This window comes from Corynebacterium silvaticum, assembly GCF_004382825.2.
Taxonomy (GTDB): Bacteria; Actinomycetota; Actinomycetes; order Mycobacteriales; family Mycobacteriaceae; genus Corynebacterium; species Corynebacterium silvaticum.
Map to the genome: position 1 here is coordinate 256,681 of NZ_SDQO02000004.1, position 25,180 is coordinate 281,860.

Consider the following 25,180-nt stretch of genomic DNA (forward strand, 5'->3'; position numbering starts at 1 on the left):
GAGTGCCTTTGGGATGAAATTAGCCTACACGGCGCGGTTGCTCATAATGATTGAGTCCCGAAGGATCGGAATCATTGAGGGGCGAGCGAATGCTCTCAAGGAATTCAAAATCTGGGCTATCATCATCGATTTCTAGCACAACAGCCCCCGGGCGGCGCAGACGGTGAGGTATCCCTAGCTCCTCGTCTGCAACGTTACGAACACCCAGTCGAGCCCTACGCAGCTGGCGGATACGCCGCTGCCTCAATCGTTGCTCAGCCCTGACCTGCTGCCGCAACGCCCAAAGGTAGAAGGAAGCGAGCGCGACAACCACAGCAGTAGCGGCCCATGCCCACCTTCCTACTAAGATAGAAAGGACCAACGCCAATACCAGGGCAACTCCCAGTCCGCCTACGGTGCGGCGACGCCTCCGGTAGAGATCGGCACGTTTCAAAGCGTCAGCCTGTGGATCCCACCCACCGCGAGCACTTCTATGCGCAGCAAACTGTATCTCTTCCTCAGTCAGCTCAGAATCACCAGCTGCTAAGTAGTCCTCGGAATCCGCGAAAGTCTCCGCAGTATTGTGCTCAACGAGCAAGTACTCCTCATCCTCTACCTCAACGGGAGCAGACTGTGGTGTCTCCGTCGGGTACATGAGATCGTCGGGAGAATAATAGGAGTCATCGATCTCGTAGCGCTCGTTCTCATCGTCGAATATCTCAGAGGTTTCTGCGGCTTCGCCGGCTAAGGCATCTGCAGCATCAGTATCCTCTATGACTTCTTCCGCCTCATCTGCCGGCACTGCAACAGAGGAATCGTCTGCGGCTGGAATTTCTTTTACCAACTCATCGTCCACGATCGCTGTATGAGTCTTGTTCTGTTTGGAAGAAAATTTTCCGGCAGCGTTAGTAAAGATAGAACCCAGCGTTTTATCGGAGGGCTCGTCGGTCAAGACATCCTCGACGTCATCCGCGTGAACGAGTTCGTACTTTTCTTCCTCCTCGTGGGAGTCAAAGTGATGCGCTCGCACGTCGCTAGATTTTACGCGGGGACGACGTCTCCTCTGCAGCTCTTCGCTTCCCCCCTCGTAAACCACTCGGGTGTCGTCGAAGGCCTCGCCGGCCTTTCTAATGGGTTTTTGGCCGCGAAGCAGCCACGGTGCCAGCACAAACAACCACACCAAGACGATGAGGACGATGACCACGGTTCCGGACACGGGGTTTGCCTTTCGATGAGTTGGGCGATGTGCAGCGATAGGCCATTCTCCGCCCTGCGCACAATGCTCAACGGTAGAGTGAGCGACCAGTGTGATGATCGCAGATCAGAGTAAGCCCACGTTCAACTTGTAGTCTTTCAGAGTATCGCTTTATCTGGTCGCTAGGAGGAGGCACGCCGGTAACCACGCTTGTGAATCAAGCGAGTAACCGCATCCTGGTGAAATTCATCATTGGTAAGCGCCACAAGAAAGTGATCGCGCCACTCACCAAAAATATGCAAGTTGCGCTGCAGATACCCTTCTTCCCTAAAACCGTTAGCCTCAAGAATTTTGCGGGAAGCCACGTTTTCCGGCAGAAAAGTAGCTGTCACTCTATGCAGGCCCACTCGTTTAAAAGCGTGATCCACTCCCAAACCGCATGCAGCAGTGGCGATTCCTTGCCCTGCGTAGGAGGAGCTGTGAACCCAGTAGCCTATCCAGCATTCAGAAATAGCACCGTGCTGAATCCCGCCTAGCGTAAGCTGCCCTACAAATTTTCCTTCGACGTCGATCACAAAAGGTACCGCGCTGCCCATATCTGCAAGCTGCTTTATAGAGAAGAAAAACCTCCGCCACATGCGCGACGAATGCGCGGTTTCCCACGAGTCCACAACGGTAGGTTCTACCAGCTCAAGGATCTCTCGGTCGGAAAGCCGCATCATACGCCAGGCGGCGCCGTCGCTAAGCTGCAATGGTCGAAGCCGCACCGACTTTTCTTGAGTCGCAGAAGTGCCGGGAAGTACAAGAGTCTCGGTGTATTCGCCCCAGCCGGGGTGTACGGGGTCGACGGGGCCGTGCGCTGGACGGTGCGGGCGTCCAAAGCGGTTAAGCAAAAAGGACATGGGCAGGTTCTGCTATTTCTTAGCGGTTCTGGGAAAGAAAGATGACTTCAACGATATCGCCAGGCCTCACGTCGGCTGCGCCTTCTGGAATCTTGATCATGGCATTAGCCTCAGACAACCCTGCAAGCAGATGCGCCGGAGTACCATCGGCACCACCAAGGCCTTCTACCAGGTAATCTTGTGTTTCTGCGTCACGCATGAGACGTGCCCTGATGAACCCTCTGCGCCCAAGCTTTGAGCCTACATAATTCAGCGCACGTGCCTTCACCGTCCGACGCTGGGCATTTCGCTTGCCTAGGCTCAACCGCACCACTGGGCGGATAAACATCTCAAAAATCACGAGAGCAGAGACGGTATTACTGGGCAAAAGGAATACTGGAATTTGATGGTCGCCGAGCAATCCAAACCCCTGGACAGAACCCGGGTGCATGGCCACTCGCGTTGTATCAATATCGCCTAAGTCGCTGAGAACCCGGCGTATTTCCTCTGCCCCGGATCCACCGACTGCACCCGAGATCACGATGATCTCGCTGCGCATCATGTGGGATTCCACGATGTCGCGCAGTCGTCGAGGCTCCCCTGCCGCAATGCCGACGCGGTGTACGTCGGCACCTGCGTCACGGCCTGCGGCGGCAAGTGCATACGAGTTGACATCAAAGACCTGGCCGAGGCTAGGTTCTCTATCGATATCCACGAGTTCATGGCCCACAGAAATAACCGACATGCGGGGACGCGGATAAACGAGCACCTTAGAGCGTCCCACGGCAGCCAGAAGACCGATATGGGCTGGCCCAAGGATATCACCAGAGCTTACTGCCACGTCTCCGGGGCGGATATCGTCGCCCACTTTGCGTACAAATTCCCCCGAACGCACGGGTCGGTTAGCGATCATCCGCTTCCGGCCGCGGTCAGTCCATTCCAGAGGAATCACGGCATCTGAAAGCGTGGGAAGCGGTGCGCCTGTATGCACCCGCACTGCCTGTTTGGGTTGTAGGCGTAGCGGGCGCTGCGATCCTGCGGCTACTTCACCCACCACAGGAAGGGAGGTTTCCGTGGGCACTGGCCTGGGCTCTGGGGGCGTGCCAAGGCCGCGCTCACCACCGACGTCCACGGCACGCACCGCATAGCCGTCGATAGCTGCTTGGTTGAAGTTGGGTAGCGCCCGAGTTGCTTGCACTTCCTCAGCGCACATGAGCCCTAAGGCCTCAGCGATAGCAATTCGCACCGGCTCAGGCGCAACTGCGGCCTCCGTGACGAGGGCTAGCTGCTGCTCAACTGTGCGCACATCTACTCCTTAGCACCGTGACTTGCAAATATTACCCATACCATGTGGCCGTCAACCCGCTTATGTGCGTTCTTTACCGCAGACGTAGCGTTTCAGCATATCTGAGTGTGGAAGCGCAAAGCTAGCCGGAATATTCTTTTACATCCTTACAACTTTAGTTGACGCTGGCTTAAGAAGTCGCACTGATTGCCCCAATTCGATTCTTCACTGGGGCAATCAGTTTTCCACCAACAGCGTGGCTTTACCTGATAGGTTATGCGCCGTGTTCTTCCAGAATCTTTCGGAGAACCTTCTTTAAGTGTGGCCCATACACCGGATCGCTCAGGCCGAAATCAACAACAGCTGGTATGTAGCCCCCGGGGTTGCCAAGGTCATGGCGCTTTCCATCATGTACGAGGATATGCACGGAGTGGCCTTCGTCGATAAGCAAATCAATCGCATCCGTGAGCTGCAATTCGCCGCCGGCGCCCGGTGTAATCCTGCGTAGAGCGTCAAAAATAGCGCGGTCGAGTAGATAGCGACCGGTTGCCACAAAGTTTGAGGGGGCCTCGTCTACAGAAGGCTTCTCCACCATGCCTTTGACCTTTTTGACGTGATAAGGACCCTCGTATGCGCTCTCACCAATCTCAAAGACACCGTAGTTATAGACTTCTTCCTCCGGAACCTCAAAGGCGCACAACACAGATCCGCCTAGTTGTTCACGTACTTCAACCATCTTTTCCACGACGCCACGTGGGAGCACGAGGTCGTCGGGAAGCATAACTGCTACGGCATCTTCATCCGGATCAAGGACTGATTCCGCCATACCGACAGCATGCCCGAGGCCAAGTGGTTTTTCCTGCACTACGGAAACTGGCTCAATAAGTTCAGAGGCGTGGACAACTTTCTCGTATTGTTCCGTTTTCCCTCGGCTTTGCAGGGTCTCTTCCAGCACGGGGAATCGCTTAAAGTACTCCATCACTTCCTGCTTATTAGGAGCCGTAATCACTGCGAGTCGAGTCGCACCCAACTGAGCTGCTTCTTCTGCAATCAGTTCAATGCCTGGGGTATCCACCACTGGTAACAGCTCTTTAGGAACCGTTTTTGTGGCCGGAAGGAATCTCGTTCCCATGCCAGCAGCAGGAACGATGACAGTCTTCACCGCGGCGCGCGTACTGTCTTGAGCTTCTTGAGGCTGCTTCATGCAGACAAGAGTACATCCGGCACCGATCTCTCCCTAGTTCCGCCACCTGAGATAAAGAAGTTTCTTTGCATTCTCACGGTTTTGCGGAAGACGGGTAGCTTTTCGACGTCCCTGTGCTAGCATGTACCCCATGTCAGCTGGACAGTTCGATGCCCATCAAGCACAAGAGCTTAGCTCCCGAAAACAGCAGAAACGCCGGGAGCTCTCCCACGCCCGCCAGCAACTCCAGCCTCAACAACTGGCAAGCTTTAACGACGCAATCGTGAAGCAGCTGACCGCTTTAATAAAGAAGCTCGGCGCCACGAAGATTGCTGCCTACTGCGCAGACCACCAGGAACCAGGCGGCGCTGGCCTAGTCTCGGCTCTTTCTAATCTCGGAGTGTCACTGTGGCTACCAGTCTCCCGACCTAAAGGGATCTTGGAGTGGGGGCGCTACACTCATCCAAACTCACTTAGACCCGGCGCTTTTGGCATTCCCGAGCCTGCGGGGCCGTATCGCCATAGCCACGATGTGCTACGCACATTGGACCTCATCGTAGTTCCAGCTCTCGGGGCCACACCCAAGGGGATACGGATCGGCAAAGGCGCTGGTTATTACGACCGAGCGTTAGAAGGCTCCCGCACTCCCACGGTTCTCCTCCTCTTCGATTCGGAGGTAGACCCCACTATCCCCTACGAAGCTCACGACGCACGCACCGACTTCACCATCACCCCCTCAGGAACCAGCGCCCACCAATAAACAGTCCAAGAGGATATGACTTCCTTCTTAACGATATTGCGCACCCCCAGTTTTCGACGAAGCATACTTTTACGCCGTCTCTTTGCTGGTTTCCTCTGCGTGCTCGCCGCTGTTATAACAGTGCGTCAGCACCATGAACCTCACACAACGGTGTTCCGATACAGCCGGGATATTCATCTGGGCGATCTCATTGAGCACAAAGATCTACAGCCCATCTCCATTCCCACGCGCTTCCTCCCCGAGAACGCATTAACTCCAGTGGAGAACACACAAGTTTCCCACCAATCCGATCCCTCCTCATCGCACGAGGCACCCACGCCACCCCCAAAGATTTTCTCCTCAGAGGCCGAGAAAACCACCCGGAGAGTTGCCATTTCCGCACGTCCGCGCGGTGCAATTGCAGTGCACACCGACTTTTTGCCACCTGCCCAAGACATTGCGAACGTGATAAACAACACACTTGGAGCCCAGGGAGAGGGACTTAACTTAGTCCCTGTCAGACTCGCTCAGCCGAATCTCAGCCGGTTATTGCACCCAGGAGACCGCGTAGACTTAATCACCTCCGACCCCACACCTGACTCCACTTCCCTAGTCGCCGCAGGTGGATTAGTAATATTCGTTCCCGAATCAGGCTCGAACAAACAAACACATCTTGAACACAGCGCTCTTATTGCTTTTCCCAAACCTGAGGCCCAGCTAGTCGCGGCAGCAGCATTAATAAAACCTATGTCAGTTATTATCACCGGAACGCGAACTCAAACCGGGTAAAAGAGTTTCCATCAAGCATATGCGCTAGAACACTATCGGTATTTCCATTAGCCTGAGCAGAGTCAATTTTTGAAAAGAGGAATTATGCTCAAAGGTTTTAAAGACTTCATTCTCCGCGGAAACGTAGTCGAGCTGGCAGTCGCTGTCGTTATTGGTACCGCGTTCACCGCAATCGTTACCGCTTTTACCAACCACCTGATCAACCCTCTGATCGCTTCCCTCGGCGGTGCAGACGTTTCCGGTCTCGGTTTCCACATTCGTTCCGGCAACGCAGCCACCTTCCTGGACTTCGGCGCCGTCATTACCGCAGCAATTAACTTCATCATCATCGCAGCGGTTGTGTACTTCATCCTCGTTGCTCCTATGAACAAGCTCAACGAGATGGCCGCTAAGCGCAAGGGCATCCAGGAAGAAGAGGACGCTCCTGTATCCATCGAGGCAGAGTTACTTGAAGAAATCCGCGATCTCCTGAAAAACCAGAAGAACGGTACCCTCTAAACATATCTAGAGCGTATAAAAGTGGAGCCAACCTCAACTGGTTGGCTCCACTTTTTATTGTCATTATTACGCCCCATAATGCGGCGGCATTTGTTCTTTCCAAAAAGCTAGATCAGTGCGGCTAGGCGGAGTGGACTCACCGTCCAACGCCACAAAACGCTCGCCGTCAGCGCTCCCGGTTCTTCCGAGATCCTGTGGAGCTGAGTCCGCGGACCTATCGTAATCTTTAGCCGAGGACTCTTTAAAAACCCGCCGACGTTTCCTATCCGTCATCTTTAAATCTTCCGCTTAATCAACAGAATAGCTACGTAGCTGGTCAATAAGGTGGTGAACAAGCGGAGACAAGGTTGCCATGCCGTCCCTAATAGCTGCGCGGGAAGGCGCAAGGTTCACAATCACCGTAGAACCCGATACACCAGAGATGCCTCGAGACACACACGCATCCACCGCACCACAAGCCAAACCAGAGGAACGCAAAGCCTGAGCAACGCCCGGGACATTTTGATCCAATACATCCCGCGTAGCTTCGGGTGTTCTGTCCCGAGGCCCTACTCCAGTACCGCCCACGGTGAGCACCAAATCGACGCCACCGACTACCCCAGTCTCAATAGCCTTGCGGATTTGCGATTCCTTTGATTTCACCTCCACTACTCCATCGACGCTAAAGCTAGCCTCAGTGAGCAACTCTGTCAGAAGTCGATCAGTATCCTCACCCGAGCTGATCGTGTGGTCGCTGACTAGGACTATTAAAGCGCGACGGGGAGCGTCGAAAAGCACTGCCTCTTCCGCCTCGTGCGCACGAAAAAACTCCTCATCAGGCTCGCCAATATCTAAAATATCGCGATTAATGAGCTCGGGCGTGGGGATTCCATCAATAGGTGTGCTCATCATGGCCTTTCTTACAGCGAAAACACGCAACGCAGATATCTGGCGTTGTAAGGGGAAAGAAGTGAGGCGTTTTTCTCTTGTAACTTCTTGTTTTAAAACTACTCACTCGTCAGCGTAACGTCTACAGTTCTCGGATTCTCGCCGTTTTCATTAACCACGGTCAGCTTAATCATGGAACCGAAGTCGCTACTCCGCACTGCTGCGATAAGAGCATCAGCATTATCCACAACGCGGTCGTTGATCTTAGTAATGATCTCTCCGGGCTTTAGTCCTGCTTTGCTTCCCGGACCGCCTTCCGTCACATCCGCGATAACGGCGCTCTTTACTCCAGAGTTAGAGACCAGCTGGATACCAATCATCGGCTGAGTAGCCTTACCCGTCTCAATCAACTGTGCAGCAACGCGTCGCGCAAAATTAGAGGGGATAGCAAAGCCCAAACCAATAGACCCTGCCCGAGGCGCACCTGCTTGTGGCTGACGCTGGCTCAAGGAAGCAATAATGGAGTTCACGCCGATCTGGTTGCCATCAGAATCCACGAGGGGGCCACCGGAGTTGCCTGGGTTAATTGCGGCGTCGGTTTGGACTGCGTCGATAAGCGAAGACTGCCCGGTCTCAGATCCACCAGCGCGCACAGGGCGGTTAAGAGCCGATACAATGCCCGAGGTCACCGTGGCTGACAATCCGAGAGGGGAACCAATCGCAACAACTTGTTGCCCCACCTGCAGTTTGCTTGAATCGCCGAAATTCATCACAGGAAGACCCGAAACACCCTTAATTTTTATCACTGCCACGTCCGTGTTGGGGTCTCCGGCAACAAATTCAGCGTCATGAGTAGAACCATCATTCATGGTCACGGATACCTTCGCGCGTCCCGAGCTGGCCTCTGCCACCACGTGGTTGTTCGTCATAACGTAGCCGTCTTCTGAGATGATCGAGCCGGAGCCTTCCGACGACCCCGTCTCCGTTGTCACCATGATCGATACCACGGAAGGCAAGACCTTAGAAGCTACCGATTGCACCGAGCCTGCCGGAGCAGTCTTATTTGTTGTATCGGCGACGGGTTGCTTCAGCGATTCAACAACCGTCGACTTGGAGCTTCCGGTGCTCAACTTGGAGGTATAAACGCCTGTAATAGAACCAGCGGCTACTGCAGCAACCAGCGCAAGTGCGGTTGCAGCACCCAATCCGATTTTCTTTTTCTCCTTAGCAGGCTGCTCCGTCACCGGTGGTTCATCACCCAGCATGTGTTGCGGTGCCGACTGCGGGGCACCCTGGGCGTGAGTGGGGTCCCCTGCCGGCGCTGCGACGCCCTGAGCTACGGACTGACGTGCAGCAGCTTCCTCCGAAGCTGAAGAAGCGTTCACGGCATAAGGGTTCTGGACTCGATCAAACTCTCGCGTCTCATGCGTAGAGGTTGGAGTCTCTGAAGTTTCTCCAACATAAGGATTGTGTTGATAGCTGTTAGTCTGCCCAGTCTGCGGATTCTGCTCGCTATTGTTCGCCGCAGCGTGGGAATCCTTGCCAGAGTTATTGGTGTTATCGGTGCCAAATTGATTAGTCATGGTGATAACTATGCAACCATAAACTGCGCTGTATCTGGTACCCATCTGATGAAAGAATCTAGAAAGTCTGCGAGTTCGCTGTGAGAAAATGCGCCCCGTTTTCCAAGAGAATCGCAGCGGACATACGACAACAGGGCTTGGCGTTATAAAACCAAGCCCTGTTGCACACCCCCTATGTATGTGCCGATCTATCGACTCATTCAGCACTTCCCCCGGCGCTCTGAATGCTTTGTATGCCGTAACCGGCGCATTTCTTCCAGCGTCGAAGGCATTTTCCCTGAGTACTGAATCAGCTGTTTGCGGCACTCAGAGAGTTCATCGTCATCAGGGAAACCTGGGAGAAGAACCGTCATCAATGCTCCGCCGTCATCCGATTCCCCAGCAACGATGGATCCGCCGTGGCGCTCAATCGTTGATTGGACAATCGCCAGCCCCAGCCCGGATCCCGGAGTTGATCGAGCCTGCACTGAACGGTAGAAGCGATCGAACACTTTCTCGCGGTCTTCCACGGGGATTCCCGGCCCGGAATCGGCAACCATGATGCACACCGTATGCGCGTCGTACTGCTCCATTTTCAGACGAACCGTACCGCCTTTAGGCGACCACTTAGCCGCATTATCCAGCAGATTAATGATCGCCCGTCCCAGCGCGAAGCTATCACCATCGAGGTACCAAGGAATCGTGGACATCTCGAATTCAACATCCGAGCGACGGCGACGCACACGAACCAGGGAGGCATCGATGACGTCAACCAGATCCACTTCTTCCAAGGCTTTTTCTGGCGTGTCTTGGCGTGCCAAGTCCACCAAGTCCCCAATGAGGGTGGAAAGCTCCTCCATTTGGGCAATCACGTCTTCTTGGAGCGCTCGCTTATCTTCCAAAGAGATTCGGTGATTATCCGAATTCTGCATCATCATCAACAGCTCAATGTTGGTGCGCATGGAAGTAAGCGGGGTCTTGAGCTCATGCCCAGCATCTGCGACCAACTCGGTTTGCCGTTGCCTAGACCTACGCAAGGCTTCCAGCATCTCGTTAAAATTGTTGGCCAACTGTGCGATCTCATCGTTACCTGAGACCTCGATAGGGCGTAGATCATCCGTTTCCGTGATGTACCGAACAGCATTACGCAACCGAGAAATTGGGCGAAACACAGTCGAAGACACCACTACTCCTGTGCCAAAGGCAAGGAGCACACCAAGACCTGCCACTACCAAGAGAGCAATGCCCAAAGTAGTGATCATCCTGTTGGTCTGCGTCATATCTCGCGCCAGCATCACAGTTGCGCCAATATTAGAGCGCTTAACAAGCACGCGTTCCCCGCTCACAGTGCTGACCCGATAGCCTTCTGTCTGTGCCTTTTCTGAAAGGACGGGAAGGTTATCGCCCACTGCGTGAGTCCACCCTGGAGCTGAAATAGAAATGCGAGTATCTGGATTGTAATCCTTGAAACGCTCAACTTCAGCTTCTAGAGAATTAAAGAAAGCGGGATCAGTAGAGCGTTCAAGCATCGCAGATGCTTTAGCATCCAACGAGTTATCTACTGATCCACGCAATGCCGCAGACACGCTCCAGTAGGCGGCGATCATCATCATTCCAACGGCAATCGCCACCATTGAAGCTGTAAGCAGAGTAATCCGCCACTTCAGCGGGGTATCACTTCCGGTGACAGTCTTAGGACGCTCATCTACGCCCAGAATACCTGAGGAGTCGGTCCCCAGGCTAAATTCGGGGCGCCGAAGGATCACGGTGCAGTGTCCCTCAAAACATAGCCAACGCCACGCACAGTGTGAATCAGGCGAGGCTCGCCCTCAGATTCAGTCTTGCGACGCAGGTAACCGATGTATACCTCAAGAGCGTTCCCGGAGGTTGGGAAGTCGTATCCCCATACTTCTTCAAGGATTGTTGAGCGGCTAAGAACTCGACGTGCATTAGCCATCAACAGCTGCAACAGCGCGAACTCTGTACGGGTCAGGCTGATATGCCGTCCCCCACGAGTTACATCCCTGGTATCTGGGTTCAGCTTGAGATCATCGAAGGTGAGCTCACCCTGGCTGGGGCCACCGACGGCATCAGCAGCCGCACGACGCAGCAAAGACCTGACCCGAGCAAGCAATTCTTCCAAAGCGAAAGGCTTAGGAAGGTAATCGTCCGCTCCAGCGTCAAGGCCAGCCACGCGGTCAGAGACTCCGTCGCGGGCAGTGAGGACCAAGATAGGACGATCGTCGCCCGCGCTACGCAGAGTGCGGCAGACCTCGAGGCCGTCCATCCGAGGCATCATGACATCAAGAATGACAAGTTCTGGTTGTTCTTTCTCGATTACTTCGAGAGCTTGAACACCATCTTCAGCGAGGAATACGTCGTATCCGTTGAAGGACAACGACCGACGCAGGGATTCACGAACCGCTTGTTCGTCATCCACCACAACAATTTTCATGTGTCCTATTGTGCCTTTCCGCCTTAGGGTGATGCTTAAGCCTCACCTAGAACCACCTGTGAATCTTTATATATGCAAAAAGAGCCGACTTCCGGAACTTGGAGTCGGCTCTAAGCGGTCAAAAGACTGACCAAACAGCTCTATTAGAACTGCTCAACCTCAACGAGACCAAGCTGAGCTGCCTTTACCAGACGACGTGGAATACGTACGGTCTGGCCGTCGATCTTCACTTCCTGAAGAGCAACGTTATCAGCTTTCCACTGGGAACGACGAGAGCGTGTGTTTGCGCGGGACATACGACGCTTTGGTACTGCCATTTTCTCTAACCCTCCTCTTAAGCCTTCTTCTTACGGCGGACCATGCCACCGAAACGACGCTGGAACTTCTCGACGCGGCCAGCGGTGTCCATAACACGCTGTGCACCGGTCCAGAAGGGGTGGGACTCGCTGGTAACGTCCACGACGATCAGCGGGTACTCGTTGCCGTCTTCCCATGCAACCGTGCGGTCGCTAGAAGCGGTCGAACGAGTCAGGAACTGGTGACCAGTACCTGCATCTTGGAAAACTACCGGGTGGTAGTCAGGATGAATGTCTTTCTTCATAGCTCTCGATTCCCTCAGGATTGAAACTTCAGGTCGGTTCCCTACATCTTCACAGGTCAGAGACATCATTGTTACCTATTACAACAATGGCTCGCCCGGCAGGGATCGTGCCTGAGTTGGGTTCGCGATATCGGCCATCTCCATAAAGGAGTAGGACAACTTGAAACATTGTACCCGCTACCACTAGAAATAGGAAATTTTCCACCACAAGCAATCCCGGAGCAGTTCCTAACGCAAGGCCAAGTCGATACACAAAGCACCGACCACACCGCCCCACGGAATCTCCCCCAGCTATACCCCGCCAGCTAAAGCCCGCTAAAACAGACCATATATATAGACCCTAGATATGCCGCAGTGAATCACACGCAGAACACCCCACAGACGACACTCCCCAAATGAAAGATGTGACTCACGTTGCTCACCCTGTAGAGAATTAGGTAATTCAGCCCCAGACCGGTATGGTTGTCTCTTGCTGTTGTCGAAATTGTTCGTTTATCGCCCCGTCAGCACTGGCAGCGCCCCATTTCTTATGGAGCGGCGCAGCCGCAGGTTGAACGTGGGCGGCTAGGAGAAAGAAACCTATGTCGGCTATTTGCCAGGTTACGGGACGCAAGCCGGGTTACGGCAAGTCGGTCTCGCACTCGCACCGACGCACGTCTCGCCGTTGGAACCCCAACGTGCAGCGTCGTAAGTTCTACCTGCCCTCTGAGGGCCGTACCATCACCCTGAACGTTTCCACCAAGGGCCTGAAGGTCATCGACCGCGATGGCATCGAGTCCGTGGTTGCAAAGATTCGCGCACGTGGGGAGAAGATCTAAAAGATGGCACGTAACGATATCCGTCCGATCATCAAGCTGAAGTCTACGGCTGGCACCGGTTACACCTATGTCACCCGTAAGAACAAGCGAAACAACCCCGATCGCATCTCTTTGATGAAGTACGATCCGGTGGTCCGCAAGCACGTCGAATTCCGCGAGGAGCGATAATCTATGGCTAAGAAGTCCAAGATCGCCAAGAACGAGCAGCGCAAGGAAATCGTCGCCCGCTACGCGGAGCGCCGTAACGAGCTCAAGGCAATCATCAAGAACCCGAACACCTCTGATGAGGACCGTATGGATGCACAGTTCGAGCTGAATCGTCAGCCTCGCGATGCTTCTCCAGCACGTGTCCGCAACCGCGACTCACGCGATGGACGTCCTCGTGGCTTCCTCCGTAAGTTCGGTGTATCCCGTGTCCGTATGCGCGAGATGGCTCACCGCGGTGAGCTTCCGGGCGTCCGTAAGTCCAGCTGGTAATCAGGGAGTTTTCAATGAAGCGCAATAACATGAAGAAGGCGCGGATGGAGCAGTCCCGCCGCCCCAAGAAGAACCCTCTCAAGGCCGCAGGCATCGAGAAGGTGGACTACAAGGATGTCAACACCCTTCGTCAGTTCATCTCTGATCGCCACAAGATCCGTTCACGTCGCGTGACCGGGCTTACCCCGCAGCAGCAGCGTCAGGTTGCAACTGCGGTTAAGAACGCCCGCGAGATGGCTCTCCTGCCGTTCACCAGCCGCTAAATCGACTGGGAGAACAAACAAACACGCTCTGGGGTTTTCTCCCCTAGTGCGATGACAGCCTAAGCGCCCGTCCGTTTATTCGGATGGGCGCTTCGTCGTATAGCTTGCACCGAGCTCTAACACGGCAAAAACCGATGTTGTTACTAGGAAAGGGTTGCCCGAGAACGTCGAGAAGCTTACAGCTGGTATTTTAGTTGTGTAGTTCTTACACGTTGGGAGGCCCCTTGTTGCACGAGTCATTAACCGAGCTTTCCGAGTTAGCGCCACAATGTGCTGACGCACCTACAGCACGTGGTGTCTTAACAGAAAGTCAAGATCTGGTGCGTAACGCAGTCGCGCACGGTGAGCGCCCGCAAGCCCTGGTCGAATGGTTCTCCCGGCTTGTCTCCGATGTGCTTCACAGTGAGGGAATAGCAGAAATCACTGGAGGCGCTGAGATTATTCTCACTGGCGCTATCGGCCGCGGCGACGCACTGCCGTCCTCCCCCATCAAGTGGCTGACTGTTGGCTCCCCGGAGGTCACTACGACAGCACTCGACTCCCTACTCACAGATGTCGGCTTGGTCACCGAACACACCCGCTTTGGAATCCAGCCCCGAGCGAAGAGCGAATGGCTTGGAATGATCTCCAAGGCAGACGGCCTAGAACTGGCGATCTTTGCAGACGCGGGCTCCTGGTGCTTGCAGGAAGTCATTGCCCACGCAGATCACAAGCTTTTGCTTATCGACGCCATCAAGCAGCGCCCACCAGCGTTACGCCTCTACGAGGGGCTCCCTGACAAGGACGCGCCTGTCGACGTACGCCAAGACCTCTTGTACCCAATCATTGCCATCGCGCGTTGGGCGGGCGTTGCAGCAGGCTCCACAGATTTCTCCACCCGCCGTCGCATTAACGCTGGTGTAGAAGCCGGATTCTTGTCGCAAACCCAGGCAGATTTCCTCCGTCAGGCATGGGAAAGCGGCCTCGACCTCCAGTTCCGGCGGTGGACAGATCGCGTACATTCTCACAAAGCGACAGTAGATAGCCTCCCGGCGATCCAACGCAGCATTTTCGGGGCGTCTTCTCGCATGGTGTCGGACGTGGCCCGCGCTCTCGCTGCAGAACACGATGTGCAACTAGTCTAGTTTTTGCATGCTAGAAAGGTTTTAAAGCTCTGTGAGCGTCCTCTACCAAAAATAAACTAGCCAGAATCAGTTATGCCGCTAGGTTTACTTTCGGCTTAGTGTATAAACTAACCTGTTGGTTCTGTGCCACAGAGACACAGAACCAAGGGAAAAGGAAGGAGAGTGGGTAATCACATGGCAGGAGCTGTTGGACGCCCTCGGAAAAATAGCCCGCGTCGCCGTGGTAGTACGGCACGCGAAGAGATTTTGGATGCATCGTCGGAGCTTTTTACTGTCCAAGGATTCGCTACGACCTCCACACACCAGATTGCAGACGCAGTTGGCATCCGTCAGGCCTCTTTGTATTACCACTTTCCTTCCAAAACTGAAATCTTTCTCACGCTGCTTAACTCCACAGTTGAGCCGTCCACTGCCTTAGCCGCAGATCTAGGTGAGGCCAAGGTTCCCGCGCCGCTGCGCCTGTGGGCGCTTACGGCTGCCGAATGCCGCCTGTTGTTATCCACAAGGTGGAATGTGGGCAGGCTTTATCAGCTTCCCGTTGCGGCATCGCCTGAGTTCTCGGAGTACCACGCGCAGCGCACCCAGCTGCGGCAAATCTTCCATGATATCGCTGCAGAAATCGCTGGTTCCGATGATCCTCGGGTTGATCTCCCCTTCCATATCGCGATGTCGGTCATTGAAATGCGACCAAACAACGGCATCGTCCCGGAACCACTCAAGGACGACAGCCTGCCCTCTTTGGCTATTATGCTTGCCGACGCCGCCCTGGCAGTCGTGGGAGCCGAACTCCCCGCAGATCGCATAGAACGTACCCTGGAGCTCCTAGCTGCAGTGGACAAGAAGCATTCTGAAGCGTAGAAACTCTCTTCCTCAGGCGCCGGAGCTTAAAACTCTAGCGCCTTTACCTTTATCACTATGAGGCAGCGCCTTTGATGCGATGAAGCAGATTAAAGGCCAAGGTAATCAACGGAGTATCCACCATTTCCCCGTCGAGTTTAAACGCCCCGGAATGACGGCTGGACTCCTCCACAATTCGTTGGGCCCACGTGATTTGTTCTTCTCCCGGATAAAAGGCCCGTCGCACTACGTCCACCTGTCGGGGGTGGATACAGGGATAGAGAGTAAAGCCCATCCGTGCGGAGTCCAAAGCCTCTAAGTAAAGCCCGTCTTCGTCAGAGAAATCCTGATACACCGCATCCATTGCCCACTTTCCTGCAGCAGCAGCGTGAATCAATGTCTGCGAGCGCGCATATGCCATGGTCTCTCTGTAGCGTCCGGGAGCGGGTTCGTCGTTACGCTGCCGCGAATATGCTCCCCCGAGTCCTATTGTTAAGTCGTCGGCCCCCCAATAAAGCCCCACAACAAGCGGATGCTCAGCAAAGTGCTGAATACTGACCAACGCAGCGGGGGTCTCAATGATGGGGACAACGTTAAAACCGTCTAGGTTCTCAGGCAAACGCGCCCCCACCTTGGGCACGATTATGTTGCGATATTCCGTCTCCCGGACAAAGGCGATGTCCTGGTCATAGTGGTCATCAGAAGGCCCTACGACACGAACAAACGTGGTCGTGGGATCAAGGTGTGCGTTTCTAATATTTTGGTATGCAGATTCCCGGTTAACGTCCCCCGCACCGTCTTCTAGATCAAGGATCACTAAATCCGCGCGTTGTGCAGCCTTGGGAATAATTTCGGCACGATCAGCCGGGGCAAAAAGAATAGCGGGGCCAGCAAGCTTGAGAGAATCAGTACGCATAAGTACTGAGGCTACCGCCTTACCCAAGGTCTTGCTGGCCAAATGCTCATTGATATGAGGCACAGTTCTCCGCGCCTTCACTAACTCTTATTCGGCTGGATTCTTGATCTCCTGGTGATCAGGGTCGTGCCAATCCACATAGGAGTTGTCTTTGGTTGTGAGCCCCTGGTATGGATGTTCCGGAACTTTAGCCAAGATATTGCGACGTGCCCTACCAGCACGGAGTTGCCGTTCAACCCGTTCTGCTAACACCGTCAGGGAATAGTTGATGAGGATCATAAGAACCGCAACCACTATCAACGACGGTAAATAATTCCTATTGGTTGCCGAGGATTGAATACCCTGTCGGACAATCTCCACATAACCAATCTGATACCCCAACGCGGAGTCTTTAAGAGCGATCACCGCTTGAGCAATAAGTGCTGGAAGCATCGCAGCGACTGCCTGTGGCAAGAGAATCTTCCGCATCGTCTGCCGGTGGCTTAAGCCCAGCGCTTGAGCTGCCTCGGTCTGGCCCCTAGGAATAGCACGGATTCCAGCACGTAGAATCTCTGCGATGACAGCCCCGTTGTACATGGTCAAGCTGAACACCACTGCGGTGAACGCCAACTCCCGCGGCGGAACCACTTTGTATACCGCAAGCGCTTGATAGCTAAAGATAATCAGCAACAGCACTGGGACTGCTCGGAAAAATTCCACTATCGCTGCGCATATCCACCGGAGCAGCCTACTTCCGGAGAGCCTTCCCAGCCCAAGGAGAACTCCTAAAATGACCGCGAGGATCACGGAAGAAAACGCCGATTTCAGCGTTCCCACAAGCCCCGGAAGCAAATACGTGTTCCACGTCCTGGCATCCGTAAAAGGAGTCCACTTCACAGCATCGAGCTGCCCTTTAGAGTGCAAGGCAAACAGCACCCAGCAGATAAGAGCACCAGCTACTACGACGGTAAGAACCGTATACAGTGCGTTTCTGCGTAAAGCGTTGGGCCCGGGGGCGTCGTAAAGCACTGTCGCGCGAACACTCATTTTTTCACCGCCATACGGGTAGATAACGCGCCGAGGAAGTACCCCATGGGCAAGGTAAGGGCCATGAAGCCTAGAGCAAAGCAACCAAAGATCACAAAGAGCTGGCTTGCGTGGTTTTCAATGACCTTCTTCATCAACAGAGAGGCCTCCCCTACCCCAATCACCGACGCAATCGTGGTGTTTTTGGTCAACGCAATCAAGGTGTTTCCCAGTGGGACAATGGCAGCCCGGATGGCCTGCGGGAAAACAATCTTGTTAAAGGTCTGGGAGAAACTCAACCCTAGTGATCGCGCAGCCTCCGCTTGTCCAAAATCGACAGTGTTTATTCCCGAACGCAAGCATTCAGAGACAAACGCAGAGGTGTAAAGAATGAAGCCCAGAGTGGCTAGCCGGAAGTTGTTATCAGCCAAAAATGTTGCACTTCCCCTGCTAGCCAGCGAGAGGCCGAGGGTTTGATAGAGCCCGAAAGAACAGAAGAGCACGACCAAAGTCAGAGGGGTATTGCGCACTGTGTTTACGTACAGTGTGGCCAGCGTGCGGAGAATACGCACGGGCGACACCCGCATAGCGGTGAGTAGGGTCCCACCCACCATCGCTCCAATGGCTGCGAGCACTGTGAGCTTAATGGTGACCCAAAATGCGGGGAGAATAGCAGGCCCTAGCTGGGACCACATGGCGTCCATGAGGTTATGCCTTCCTGGTCAAGGAAAAGGGATCGTTATTTGATAAACATGAGGTCGCCAGGCTTACCGGGTGTCACACCTGCAGCAGCATCTCCGATATTCTTCTTGACGAGCTTGTCAAATTCGCCAGAAGAATTAAGTTGATCGAGAGCCTCGTTCACGGCTTTGGTTGCTTCTGCATCATCTTTTTTCAGACCGATGCCGTAGTGCTCGTCCGTATACGGGGTGCCATCGTCCTTAAACATCTCTACGACCTTGAAGGACCCCTCGTTTTGCTGGGAATAGCCATTGAGGATTGTTGCGTCAGTGGTCAGCGCATCCACGTTGCCCTGGCGCAAGGCCTCAACGCAGGAAGAATAGGTGTTGTATTCCTGGAGCTGCACGCCCGGCAGTGATTCCTTCACCTTTTGAGCAGGCGTGGAGCCCGAGACCGAACAGACGATCTTGCCGTGTTCTAGGTCTTTTACTTCTTTAATCCCGGCGTCGTCTTTACGCACCAGCAGTGCCTGGTGAGTAAGCAGGTATGGGCCACCAAAGTTCACGGACTCCGCACGGCTCTTATTAATCGAGTACGTGGCCGCAATAAGATCTACTTCCCCGTTCTGGATAAGAGTCTCACGCTGTGCAGAGGGAGTCTCCCGCCATTCCACGTCTGGATGCTTCCAGCCTTTGGCATCAGCAATGTGATTGACCACGTACTGGGCGATGTCTACATCGAGTCCAGACATCGTCCCGCTTGCTTCTTTGATGCCCAAACCGGGCTGATCAAACTTGGTTCCCAGCGTAACCTTCCCAGATTCAATATGACTAAGAAGGCCTGCGCCGTCGCTTTCACCGCTGCTGCCGCATGCAGCAAGAGTGGTCAGTGCCAGCGTGGCGACGGCGGAGGTTCCAAGAATGCGAGTAGTCGTGCGTGTCATTGTTTCTTTCCTTAAGGCTAGAGGGATAAATAAGATCTCACGAGGTTTAGTGGGACAGGATCTCCCCAAGAAAATCTTTTGCTCGATCCGATTGTGGAGAAGCAAAGAAGGATTCTGGGTCTGAATCCTCCACGATGCGACCGTCTGCCATAAAGAGCACGCGATCTGCGGCTTTCCTGGCAAAACCCATCTCGTGGGTAACGCAGATCATCATCATCCCCTCACGAGCAAGATCAGCCATAACGTCGAGAACCTCGTTAACCATCTCAGGGTCCAGGGCTGAAGTGGGCTCGTCGAAAAGCATTACTTTTGGCTTCATCGCAAGCGCTCTGGCTATGGCGACGCGCTGCTGTTGCCCGCCAGAAAGCTGAGCCGAGAATTTATCCGCTTGGTTGGCAATTCCTACGCGTTCCAAGAGCTGCATCGCCAACGAGCTTGCGTCTTTTTTAGCCATCTTTTTCACATTGACCGGACCAAGCGTGACATTCTCGCGGATCGTCTTGTGAGGGAAAAGGTTGAATTGTTGGAACACCATTCCGACCTCGGAGCGCAACTTCGCGAGCTGTTTTCCTTCTTCCGGTAGTTTGTGTCCATCGATAAAAATTTCTCCGCTATCGATGGTTTCAAGCCGGTTGATGGTGCGACAGAGCGTTGATTTTCCAGAGCCTGAGGGACCTAGGACCACCACGACTTGCCCTCTGGGCACGTCAAGATTGATGTCCTGCAGAGCGTGAAAGTCATCAAAGTACTTGTTCACTCCCCGCATGGATACCATCAAGCCACGCTTGACTGTGTTCCGAGTCATAGCGAGAAGAGTAAATGACCTAGGTCAACTTTCCTAGAGGGGAATATTCTCAGCTTTGCGGACACATGAACAAACCCCACACACTGCAACTACTTGCACAGAATCAAACTTTCACCCACCCTAAAAAGGGTTATGGTAGCCACATGTGCAAGAGACTCCCCTTCACGCTTCCCACATTTATCCGCAAACGCAAAACCGGCCTTGCATTGACATCTATCTCCCCCATATAGATGCCCCGCAAGACCGGCGTTCGCTCTAGTTTTTAATGCGCAAAGTGGCGAGCACCCGTCACATACATTGTCACTCCGGCTTTCTCTGCAGCCTGAATAACCTCAGCATCACGGATGGAACCGCCAGGCTGCACTACCGCTTTTACACCGGCGCGCGCAAGGACTTCAAAACCATCCGTGAAGGGGAAGAACGCATCCGAGGCAGCAACAGCCCCCTGGGCGCGCTGTTGTTCTCCGGCCAAGCTATTAGCCCGCTCAACAGCTAGTTTAGCTGCATCGACGCGGTTAACCTGACCCATGCCCACGCCGACAGTTGCCCCATCCTTTGCTAGGAGGATGGCGTTAGACTTGACCGTGCGAACAGTGCGCCACGCAAATTCCAGGTCTGCAAGCAGCTCAGGGCTAGCGGCTTCACCTGCAACAAGTGTCCACTTTTCGGGGGCATCTCCCTCAGCATCCACGAGGTCTCGACGCTGAACCAACAAGCCACCGGAGATCTGACGCTGTTCTTCCTGCTCCTGCGGCGTTTCTGGCGCGACAAGAATGCGGATGTTTTTCTTCTGAGAGAGAAGCTCCACGGCCCCCTCTTCATACGCAGGGGCAATAATCACCTCGGTGAAGATTTCCGAAACCTGCTGCGCCATGTCCACGGATACTTCACGATTAGAAGCGATAACGCCACCGAAGGCCGACACCGGGTCGCATGCATGGGCTAGTCGGTGAGCTTCTGCGATAGATGCGTCCGACACTGCGATGCCACAAGGGTTAGCATGCTTGATAATGGCAACGCAGGGGCGCTCATGGTCCCATGCGGCACGCCACGCAGCATCCGAGTCGGTGTAGTTGTTATAGCTCATCTCCTTGCCATGCAGCTGCTCCGCTTGAGCCAGACCTGCAGGGGCGTTCGGATCCACATAAAGAGCCGCGGACTGATGTGGATTCTCGCCGTAACGCAAGACATTCGCCCGTGAGTAGGAGGCGCCGATCCACGGAGCGTACCCCTCCGAGTCATCCGCGATTTGTTCCCCCATCCACGTAGCAACCGCAACGTCATAGGAAGCGGTGTGTCGGAAAGCGTCGACAGCAAGCTCCGTACGTTCTGCCCGAGTAAAGCCGCCGGCCTGGATAGCCTCAGCTACCGCCGCGTAGCGCTCAGGAGAAACGACAACGGCAACAGAGGGGTGATTCTTGGCTGCCGCGCGCACCATCGAGGGACCCCCGATGTCGATTTGCTCCACGCACGCGTCAAAATCAGCACCAGAAGCTACCGTCTGGGTAAACAGATAGAGGTTCACTACCACCAATTGAAATAGAGAAACGCCCAGTTCATCGAGCTGGGCGAGGTGGTCGTCTTTACGGGTATCAGCCAAGATACCTGCATGAATTTTAGGGTGAAGCGTCTTAACGCGCCCCTCAAGGCACTCAGGGAAACCGGTGAGGTCTTCCACGGGAGTGACAGGGATTCCCTGCTTCGCGATTGTGGCCGCGGTCGATCCTGTAGACACAATCTCTACGCCGGCTTGGTTCAGCGCATGGGCGAGTTCTTCGAGTCCAGTCTTATCATAAACACTTATCAAAGCACGTTTGATCTGCTTGCGGTCATCACTCATATGTGAAGAAAACCTCTTCTGATTTTTTCTCCGTTGTGGCGGAGTTCAACACGGACACGATGAGTTTACGCTCCACATGCTTGATTCTTTCATGCAGGTGGGCTTCACTCTCCCCCGGCTCAATAGATACGGGGACCTGAGCAATAATCTTTCCAGTATCCACGGCTTCATCAATAAAATGCACGGTAGAACCGGTTACTTTCACACCATAAGCCAGTGCATCGCGCACTGCGTGGGCGCCCGGAAAAGCTGGCAATAACGCTGGATGAGTATTGATGATCCGCCCCGGAAACTTCTCCAAAAAGGTTTTCCCTAGAATCCGCATGAACCCGGCGAAGACAACGATAGCCGGAGCATGCTTTTCGACGGCCGCCGCAAGCGACGCATTCCATTCTTCACGGTCATCTCCGGCGGTATACGAGACCACCTCGGCAGGAATTCCTGCGGTTTCCGCACGAGTGATTGCAGGACACGGCACATCTGCGACCACCCCCACAACCTCATAGGCCCCCTGATGGTCGATGATCGCTTGCAAAAGCGTCCCCGAGCCGGAGGCCATGACAACTATCGGTAAAGCAGCTGACTTATAGTCAGTTTTTAAACGCGTTTCATTGGTCACCGAAACAATGTTAGCCGGAAACATCTCGAACAGAAGACACCCCCGTTTTTAGGCTTCACCCTTATTCTTCTTTTTCCGATCGAGCCTCAGTTTCAACGCTTTCTGTACTCTCTGTACTCTCTGTGTTGCTAGGAGCCTCGGAGGCATGGACGGCATGGGCATCGGCGCTGTCCGCCGTTTCTTCGTCGCCCTCAACCTCTGGTTCCTCCAGCTCGACCACGGCCTCCTGCTCCGCGCTCAGTTCCATCGCGGCTTCGCGGATCTCGGCTTCCTCCAAAATTTCAGCAGAATCGAGGCCGTCTGCGCTGAGCTCATAAGGCTCATCGTCGGCTTCCTCAGGAGAGCTTTCTACCTGATCATTTTCCGTTGTTGTGGCCTCTTCACCGTCATCTGCTGCACCCTCGTGCTCGCCCTCGTCTGTTTGTCCTAGAGCACTAGCGGCTGCTGCAGGTGCTGCAAAATCCGGGTCTGCAACAGAATGTGCATCACCAAGAAGCTTGGCGATATTACGACCTTCTCTATACCGCGCGAAAGTCACTGCAGTCAGGGACACCACACCAACCATCAGCATGACCATCAGCGGAGTCAGCCACATCAGCGGCCCCACATAGCCGTAAACACCCAGGCATCCGCCGGCGAAAAAGGAAAGAATTAAAGTTCCGATGCCCGCAGCAACCGTCGTGGCCGCTGCGCTCAAGAAATCGCTGACGCGGTTCCACAACGCTAGGGAAACCGCCACAACCGGGACAAGCACAACTGTCATAACAGCAGGCACCATCGACGTCGGCAAAGCCGCAAACACCGGCACCGGCGGAGTAGGAACAAGGGTTGCAGCAAAAAGAGATACAGAACCTTGCCCTAGCTCTAACGAAGAACCAACGATAACGGCCAAAGAAGCGACGACCGCATTAGGAAGATACGCCAGGGAAACAACCATCACCCCCACAATGCCTGCCGACGAATACCCCTGTAGCGATTCTGCAAACGCTCGATAATGCACAGCCAATGAGATGAGGAAGACAATAAATGCAGCTAACAGCAGGTAGCCCACGGCACGCACCGCCAGCAGCACCGAATCGACGACCCACGAGGGCACCCCATAGCGGCGCACCAGCGCCCTCCAGAGCCGCGTTCCCATGCCGATCATGAACGCACACGCATGCAACAGAATAACTGTTCCTACGGCCGCAAAAACGTTGGGCGAAGCCACATCAAAAACCGAGGAGGCATCCCACAGCATTGCACAGGCCGTAAGGGTGATAAGGGTAGGTATTCCCAGCGCTCCACAAAGAAGGATTAGTAGATCATGCAGGCTAATCCGATCTTTAACGGCTTTATAGATGCGTCGAGCGACCAGCGCCACCACTCCAATCGCCGGGAGCATGGGAAGCAACGCTACAGAGATTCCTCGGCCAGATACCGGGGCCAGGTTAAGTGCCAGCCACGTCTCAGCTACCGTAGCGGGCATCGCTGCCATAGGCGTAGAGGTTGCGATGAGCACGATCAAAGAAAAGATGATAATCGCAATAAGCACTATCGCGTTGGGAACGAGCACAGTTGGCAGCAGCGAGCGAAGGCTCGCTGCCAAGGTTGCTCTCTCCGGCGCAGAAGTGGCGTCAGACACTTTGCGTTGAGCACCACGGGATGCCTGCCCGCCTCGCTCATCTCCTCTGCCGCCTATAGAGACAGGGCGCGGACGAGGTCGCCGTGATGGACCCGCGTTAGGACTCGTCTTCTTACTCATTCCATTAACTGTGCCACGTAACATCTCACTTTTGGGCTTGGCACGACGTTAATAACCCTCATCATCTCCTGTTAATTAGTGTTACTTAAGTCAATTGACGAGGCGTTAGAGCAACTTCTTTTCATGATTTATACCCAATCTTGACCAAACAGCTTGCCCGTACTGTTATAAACCGCTATCGTTACCCCTCGGAACATAACAAGTTGATCACAAAAGCGTTACCGAAGTAACGATTCGGCGGCGAGATGAACTTCAGAAACATAGTCAAAGGGAGTAAGCCTCATGCAGCAGACACAGCACGTTGTCAGTGGCAAGCATCGCAAGCAAACTTCTCAGGCAAAAGGTCGAGTTGCTTTCGTCGCATTGGCCACCGGTGCTGTCTCCACCGCCGGCGCTACTGGTGCAGCATTAGCTCACACCACTTCCCACAATGACACTGCTGATTTCAAGCTCACCGCAGACGCTTCCGCTAAGGTTGGCGATTCCGCTCCTCAGATCCTGGCGATCCAAGAGTTCAAGCCAAATACCAATCTCTCCGATCAGCTAACAAAGGCTATCAACTACAACGAAGAGCGCGCGCTTGCCGACGAAGAGGCACGCAAACCTAAAATCGTTGTTCACACCCCTGCCGTCGGAACACTCACGTCTCCTTACGGCATGCGCTGGGGAACCCTCCACGCAGGTATCGATATTGCCAATGCAATGCACACCCCGATCTACTCGATCATGGACGGTGTGGTTATTGATGCGGGCCCAGCATCCGGCTACGGGCAGTGGGTTCGAGTACGCCATGATGACGGCACAGTCACTGTTTACGGACACGTAGAGACCATCAACGTCTTTACCGGTCAGACTGTCGCAGCTGGCGATCAGATCGCAGGTATGGGTAACCGTGGTTTCTCCACCGGTGTGCACCTCCACTTTGAAGTTCACCCTGGCGGTGGCGCTGCCGTAGACCCAGTACCTTGGCTCAACGAAAAAGGCATAAGCGTATAAAAGTCCCCGGATAGGAGTTTTCTCCTATCCGGTTTTGTTTTATCTTTTGTGCCCCCAAGACCTATAAAACGCCAGCCA

General features: G+C 54.3%; 29 protein-coding genes. 10 read left to right on the top strand and 19 right to left on the bottom strand.

What is annotated here, in order from left to right; all coding sequences use genetic code 11:
- Positions 1–19: 19 nt before the first annotated feature.
- The 4 genes from sepX to ET810_RS11040 all read right to left on the bottom strand — a co-directional run bounded on the left by sepX (position 20) and on the right by ET810_RS11040 (position 4,544).
- The gene (sepX, locus tag ET810_RS11025; protein ID WP_087453652.1) at positions 20–1,195 is read right to left on the bottom strand and encodes a divisome protein SepX/GlpR; all 1,176 of its coding nucleotides are present in this window, start codon (positions 1,193–1,195) and stop codon (positions 20–22) included.
- A gap of 161 nt (positions 1,196–1,356) precedes the next feature.
- Positions 1,357–2,076: a GNAT family N-acetyltransferase gene (locus ET810_RS11030; RefSeq protein WP_134316042.1), complete on the bottom strand. Its 720-nt coding sequence runs from the start codon at positions 2,074–2,076 to the stop codon at positions 1,357–1,359.
- Positions 2,077–2,095: 19 nt separating this feature from the next.
- On the bottom strand, positions 2,096–3,361 hold the full coding sequence (gene glp, locus ET810_RS11035) for a molybdotransferase-like divisome protein Glp (protein WP_134316043.1): 1,266 nt from the start codon (positions 3,359–3,361) through the stop codon (positions 2,096–2,098).
- 253 nt (positions 3,362–3,614) lie between these two features.
- Positions 3,615–4,544, bottom strand: a complete 930-nt coding sequence (locus tag ET810_RS11040) for a UTP--glucose-1-phosphate uridylyltransferase (RefSeq protein ID WP_087453650.1) — start codon at positions 4,542–4,544, stop codon at positions 3,615–3,617.
- 130 nt (positions 4,545–4,674) lie between these two features.
- Here ET810_RS11040 and ET810_RS11045 point away from each other — a divergent pair, with 130 nt between their 5' ends.
- The 3 genes from ET810_RS11045 to mscL all read left to right on the top strand — a co-directional run bounded on the left by ET810_RS11045 (position 4,675) and on the right by mscL (position 6,549).
- Positions 4,675–5,283: a 5-formyltetrahydrofolate cyclo-ligase gene (locus ET810_RS11045; protein ID WP_087453649.1), complete on the top strand. Its 609-nt coding sequence runs from the start codon at positions 4,675–4,677 to the stop codon at positions 5,281–5,283.
- Between the two features lie 15 nt (positions 5,284–5,298).
- Positions 5,299–6,051 (top strand): hypothetical protein, encoded by a 753-nt coding sequence (locus ET810_RS11050; RefSeq protein ID WP_134316044.1) that lies wholly within the window; start codon positions 5,299–5,301, stop codon positions 6,049–6,051.
- A gap of 84 nt (positions 6,052–6,135) precedes the next feature.
- Positions 6,136–6,549 (top strand): large conductance mechanosensitive channel protein MscL, encoded by a 414-nt coding sequence (mscL, locus tag ET810_RS11055; RefSeq protein ID WP_087453647.1) that lies wholly within the window; start codon positions 6,136–6,138, stop codon positions 6,547–6,549.
- A gap of 66 nt (positions 6,550–6,615) precedes the next feature.
- Here the strand turns inward: mscL and ET810_RS13240 are convergent, their stop codons facing one another.
- The 7 genes from ET810_RS13240 to ET810_RS11090 form a co-directional block, all read right to left on the bottom strand.
- Positions 6,616–6,822: a hypothetical protein gene (locus ET810_RS13240; protein ID WP_087453646.1), complete on the bottom strand. Its 207-nt coding sequence runs from the start codon at positions 6,820–6,822 to the stop codon at positions 6,616–6,618.
- 15 nt (positions 6,823–6,837) lie between these two features.
- A complete protein-coding gene (locus ET810_RS11065; protein WP_087454854.1) occupies positions 6,838–7,437 on the bottom strand; it encodes a MogA/MoaB family molybdenum cofactor biosynthesis protein in 600 nt (199 codons plus the stop codon).
- A 98-nt stretch (positions 7,438–7,535) separates the two neighbouring features.
- The gene (locus tag ET810_RS11070) at positions 7,536–8,999 is read right to left on the bottom strand and encodes a S1C family serine protease (RefSeq protein ID WP_134316045.1); all 1,464 of its coding nucleotides are present in this window, start codon (positions 8,997–8,999) and stop codon (positions 7,536–7,538) included.
- A gap of 200 nt (positions 9,000–9,199) precedes the next feature.
- Complete coding sequence (locus tag ET810_RS11075; RefSeq protein WP_087453644.1) at positions 9,200–10,744, bottom strand: HAMP domain-containing sensor histidine kinase; 1,545 nt, start codon at positions 10,742–10,744, stop codon at positions 9,200–9,202.
- Positions 10,741–11,433, bottom strand: a complete 693-nt coding sequence (locus tag ET810_RS11080; protein ID WP_013241516.1) for a response regulator transcription factor — start codon at positions 11,431–11,433, stop codon at positions 10,741–10,743. The genes ET810_RS11075 and ET810_RS11080 overlap by 4 nt, the downstream gene beginning before the upstream one ends.
- A 143-nt stretch (positions 11,434–11,576) precedes the next feature.
- A complete protein-coding gene (rpmF, locus tag ET810_RS11085; RefSeq protein WP_013911085.1) occupies positions 11,577–11,750 on the bottom strand; it encodes a 50S ribosomal protein L32 in 174 nt (57 codons plus the stop codon).
- Between the two features lie 17 nt (positions 11,751–11,767).
- Complete coding sequence (locus tag ET810_RS11090; protein WP_087453643.1) at positions 11,768–12,034, bottom strand: type B 50S ribosomal protein L31; 267 nt, start codon at positions 12,032–12,034, stop codon at positions 11,768–11,770.
- Between the two features lie 581 nt (positions 12,035–12,615).
- Between ET810_RS11090 and rpmB the strand changes: the two genes are divergently transcribed.
- From rpmB to ET810_RS11120, 6 genes are all read left to right on the top strand, one after another.
- Positions 12,616–12,852: a 50S ribosomal protein L28 gene (gene rpmB / locus ET810_RS11095; protein WP_013241513.1), complete on the top strand. Its 237-nt coding sequence runs from the start codon at positions 12,616–12,618 to the stop codon at positions 12,850–12,852.
- A 3-nt stretch (positions 12,853–12,855) separates the two neighbouring features.
- Positions 12,856–13,020: a 50S ribosomal protein L33 gene (gene rpmG, locus ET810_RS11100; protein ID WP_003858439.1), complete on the top strand. Its 165-nt coding sequence runs from the start codon at positions 12,856–12,858 to the stop codon at positions 13,018–13,020.
- 3 nt (positions 13,021–13,023) lie between these two features.
- Positions 13,024–13,329 (top strand): 30S ribosomal protein S14, encoded by a 306-nt coding sequence (rpsN, locus tag ET810_RS11105; RefSeq protein ID WP_013241512.1) that lies wholly within the window; start codon positions 13,024–13,026, stop codon positions 13,327–13,329.
- A gap of 14 nt (positions 13,330–13,343) precedes the next feature.
- Positions 13,344–13,592, top strand: coding sequence for a 30S ribosomal protein S18 (gene rpsR, locus ET810_RS11110; RefSeq protein ID WP_013911083.1), 249 nt, complete (start codon positions 13,344–13,346; stop codon positions 13,590–13,592).
- A gap of 227 nt (positions 13,593–13,819) precedes the next feature.
- Entirely contained in the window at positions 13,820–14,716 is an 897-nt protein-coding gene (locus ET810_RS11115) for a putative nucleotidyltransferase substrate binding domain-containing protein (RefSeq protein ID WP_087454853.1), read from the top strand.
- Positions 14,717–14,890: 174 nt separating this feature from the next.
- Complete coding sequence (locus ET810_RS11120) at positions 14,891–15,574, top strand: TetR/AcrR family transcriptional regulator (RefSeq protein ID WP_087453642.1); 684 nt, start codon at positions 14,891–14,893, stop codon at positions 15,572–15,574.
- 55 nt (positions 15,575–15,629) lie between these two features.
- On the opposite strand, the gene ET810_RS11125 is transcribed toward ET810_RS11120, so the two are convergent.
- The 8 genes from ET810_RS11125 to ET810_RS11160 form a co-directional block, all read right to left on the bottom strand.
- Positions 15,630–16,469: an HpcH/HpaI aldolase/citrate lyase family protein gene (locus tag ET810_RS11125; RefSeq protein ID WP_166741014.1), complete on the bottom strand. Its 840-nt coding sequence runs from the start codon at positions 16,467–16,469 to the stop codon at positions 15,630–15,632.
- An 87-nt stretch (positions 16,470–16,556) separates the two neighbouring features.
- On the bottom strand, positions 16,557–17,495 hold the full coding sequence (locus tag ET810_RS11130) for an amino acid ABC transporter permease (RefSeq protein WP_087453640.1): 939 nt from the start codon (positions 17,493–17,495) through the stop codon (positions 16,557–16,559).
- Complete coding sequence (locus ET810_RS11135; RefSeq protein WP_087453639.1) at positions 17,492–18,178, bottom strand: amino acid ABC transporter permease; 687 nt, start codon at positions 18,176–18,178, stop codon at positions 17,492–17,494. Before ET810_RS11135 ends, ET810_RS11130 begins: the two co-directional genes overlap by 4 nt.
- A 35-nt stretch (positions 18,179–18,213) precedes the next feature.
- The gene (locus ET810_RS11140) at positions 18,214–19,098 is read right to left on the bottom strand and encodes a glutamate ABC transporter substrate-binding protein (protein ID WP_134317675.1); all 885 of its coding nucleotides are present in this window, start codon (positions 19,096–19,098) and stop codon (positions 18,214–18,216) included.
- 46 nt (positions 19,099–19,144) lie between these two features.
- A complete protein-coding gene (locus ET810_RS11145; RefSeq protein WP_171487374.1) occupies positions 19,145–19,873 on the bottom strand; it encodes an amino acid ABC transporter ATP-binding protein in 729 nt (242 codons plus the stop codon).
- Between the two features lie 292 nt (positions 19,874–20,165).
- Positions 20,166–21,743 carry a bifunctional phosphoribosylaminoimidazolecarboxamide formyltransferase/IMP cyclohydrolase gene (gene purH / locus ET810_RS11150; RefSeq protein WP_087453636.1) on the bottom strand — a complete coding sequence of 526 codons (1,578 nt, stop codon included), beginning with the start codon at positions 21,741–21,743 and terminating at the stop codon, positions 20,166–20,168.
- Positions 21,736–22,362: a phosphoribosylglycinamide formyltransferase gene (gene purN / locus ET810_RS11155; RefSeq protein WP_087454852.1), complete on the bottom strand. Its 627-nt coding sequence runs from the start codon at positions 22,360–22,362 to the stop codon at positions 21,736–21,738. Before purN ends, purH begins: the two co-directional genes overlap by 8 nt.
- Before the next feature lie 61 nt (positions 22,363–22,423).
- The gene (locus tag ET810_RS11160; protein WP_087453635.1) at positions 22,424–24,130 is read right to left on the bottom strand and encodes a cell division protein PerM; all 1,707 of its coding nucleotides are present in this window, start codon (positions 24,128–24,130) and stop codon (positions 22,424–22,426) included.
- Positions 24,131–24,388: 258 nt separating this feature from the next.
- Here ET810_RS11160 and ET810_RS11165 point away from each other — a divergent pair, with 258 nt between their 5' ends.
- Complete coding sequence (locus tag ET810_RS11165; protein ID WP_087453634.1) at positions 24,389–25,102, top strand: M23 family metallopeptidase; 714 nt, start codon at positions 24,389–24,391, stop codon at positions 25,100–25,102.
- Positions 25,103–25,180 lie beyond the last annotated feature (78 nt).

Coding starts and splice junctions, on each gene's coding strand:
- ET810_RS11135 (WP_087453639.1), bottom strand. CDS start 18,178: ATGGACGCCATGTGGTCCCAGCTAGGGCCTGCTATTCTCCCCGCATTT.
- ET810_RS11125 (WP_166741014.1), bottom strand. CDS start 16,469: ATGCGTACTGATTCTCTCAAGCTTGCTGGCCCCGCTATTCTTTTTGCC.
- ET810_RS11145 (WP_171487374.1), bottom strand. CDS start 19,873: ATGGTATCCATGCGGGGAGTGAACAAGTACTTTGATGACTTTCACGCT.
- ET810_RS11070 (WP_134316045.1), bottom strand. CDS start 8,999: ATGACTAATCAATTTGGCACCGATAACACCAATAACTCTGGCAAGGAT.
- ET810_RS11050 (WP_134316044.1), top strand. CDS start 5,299: ATGACTTCCTTCTTAACGATATTGCGCACCCCCAGTTTTCGACGAAGC.
- purH (WP_087453636.1), bottom strand. CDS start 21,743: ATGAGTGATGACCGCAAGCAGATCAAACGTGCTTTGATAAGTGTTTAT.
- ET810_RS11160 (WP_087453635.1), bottom strand. CDS start 24,130: ATGTTACGTGGCACAGTTAATGGAATGAGTAAGAAGACGAGTCCTAAC.
- ET810_RS11040 (WP_087453650.1), bottom strand. CDS start 4,544: ATGAAGCAGCCTCAAGAAGCTCAAGACAGTACGCGCGCCGCGGTGAAG.
- rpmG (WP_003858439.1), top strand. CDS start 12,856: ATGGCACGTAACGATATCCGTCCGATCATCAAGCTGAAGTCTACGGCT.
- ET810_RS11030 (WP_134316042.1), bottom strand. CDS start 2,076: ATGTCCTTTTTGCTTAACCGCTTTGGACGCCCGCACCGTCCAGCGCAC.
- mscL (WP_087453647.1), top strand. CDS start 6,136: ATGCTCAAAGGTTTTAAAGACTTCATTCTCCGCGGAAACGTAGTCGAG.
- ET810_RS13240 (WP_087453646.1), bottom strand. CDS start 6,822: ATGACGGATAGGAAACGTCGGCGGGTTTTTAAAGAGTCCTCGGCTAAA.
- ET810_RS11165 (WP_087453634.1), top strand. CDS start 24,389: ATGCAGCAGACACAGCACGTTGTCAGTGGCAAGCATCGCAAGCAAACT.
- rpsN (WP_013241512.1), top strand. CDS start 13,024: ATGGCTAAGAAGTCCAAGATCGCCAAGAACGAGCAGCGCAAGGAAATC.
- rpsR (WP_013911083.1), top strand. CDS start 13,344: ATGAAGCGCAATAACATGAAGAAGGCGCGGATGGAGCAGTCCCGCCGC.
- ET810_RS11045 (WP_087453649.1), top strand. CDS start 4,675: ATGTCAGCTGGACAGTTCGATGCCCATCAAGCACAAGAGCTTAGCTCC.
- ET810_RS11080 (WP_013241516.1), bottom strand. CDS start 11,433: ATGAAAATTGTTGTGGTGGATGACGAACAAGCGGTTCGTGAATCCCTG.
- rpmF (WP_013911085.1), bottom strand. CDS start 11,750: ATGGCAGTACCAAAGCGTCGTATGTCCCGCGCAAACACACGCTCTCGT.
- rpmB (WP_013241513.1), top strand. CDS start 12,616: ATGTCGGCTATTTGCCAGGTTACGGGACGCAAGCCGGGTTACGGCAAG.
- ET810_RS11130 (WP_087453640.1), bottom strand. CDS start 17,495: ATGAGTGTTCGCGCGACAGTGCTTTACGACGCCCCCGGGCCCAACGCT.
- ET810_RS11120 (WP_087453642.1), top strand. CDS start 14,891: ATGGCAGGAGCTGTTGGACGCCCTCGGAAAAATAGCCCGCGTCGCCGT.
- ET810_RS11090 (WP_087453643.1), bottom strand. CDS start 12,034: ATGAAGAAAGACATTCATCCTGACTACCACCCGGTAGTTTTCCAAGAT.
- ET810_RS11140 (WP_134317675.1), bottom strand. CDS start 19,098: ATGACACGCACGACTACTCGCATTCTTGGAACCTCCGCCGTCGCCACG.
- ET810_RS11065 (WP_087454854.1), bottom strand. CDS start 7,437: ATGAGCACACCTATTGATGGAATCCCCACGCCCGAGCTCATTAATCGC.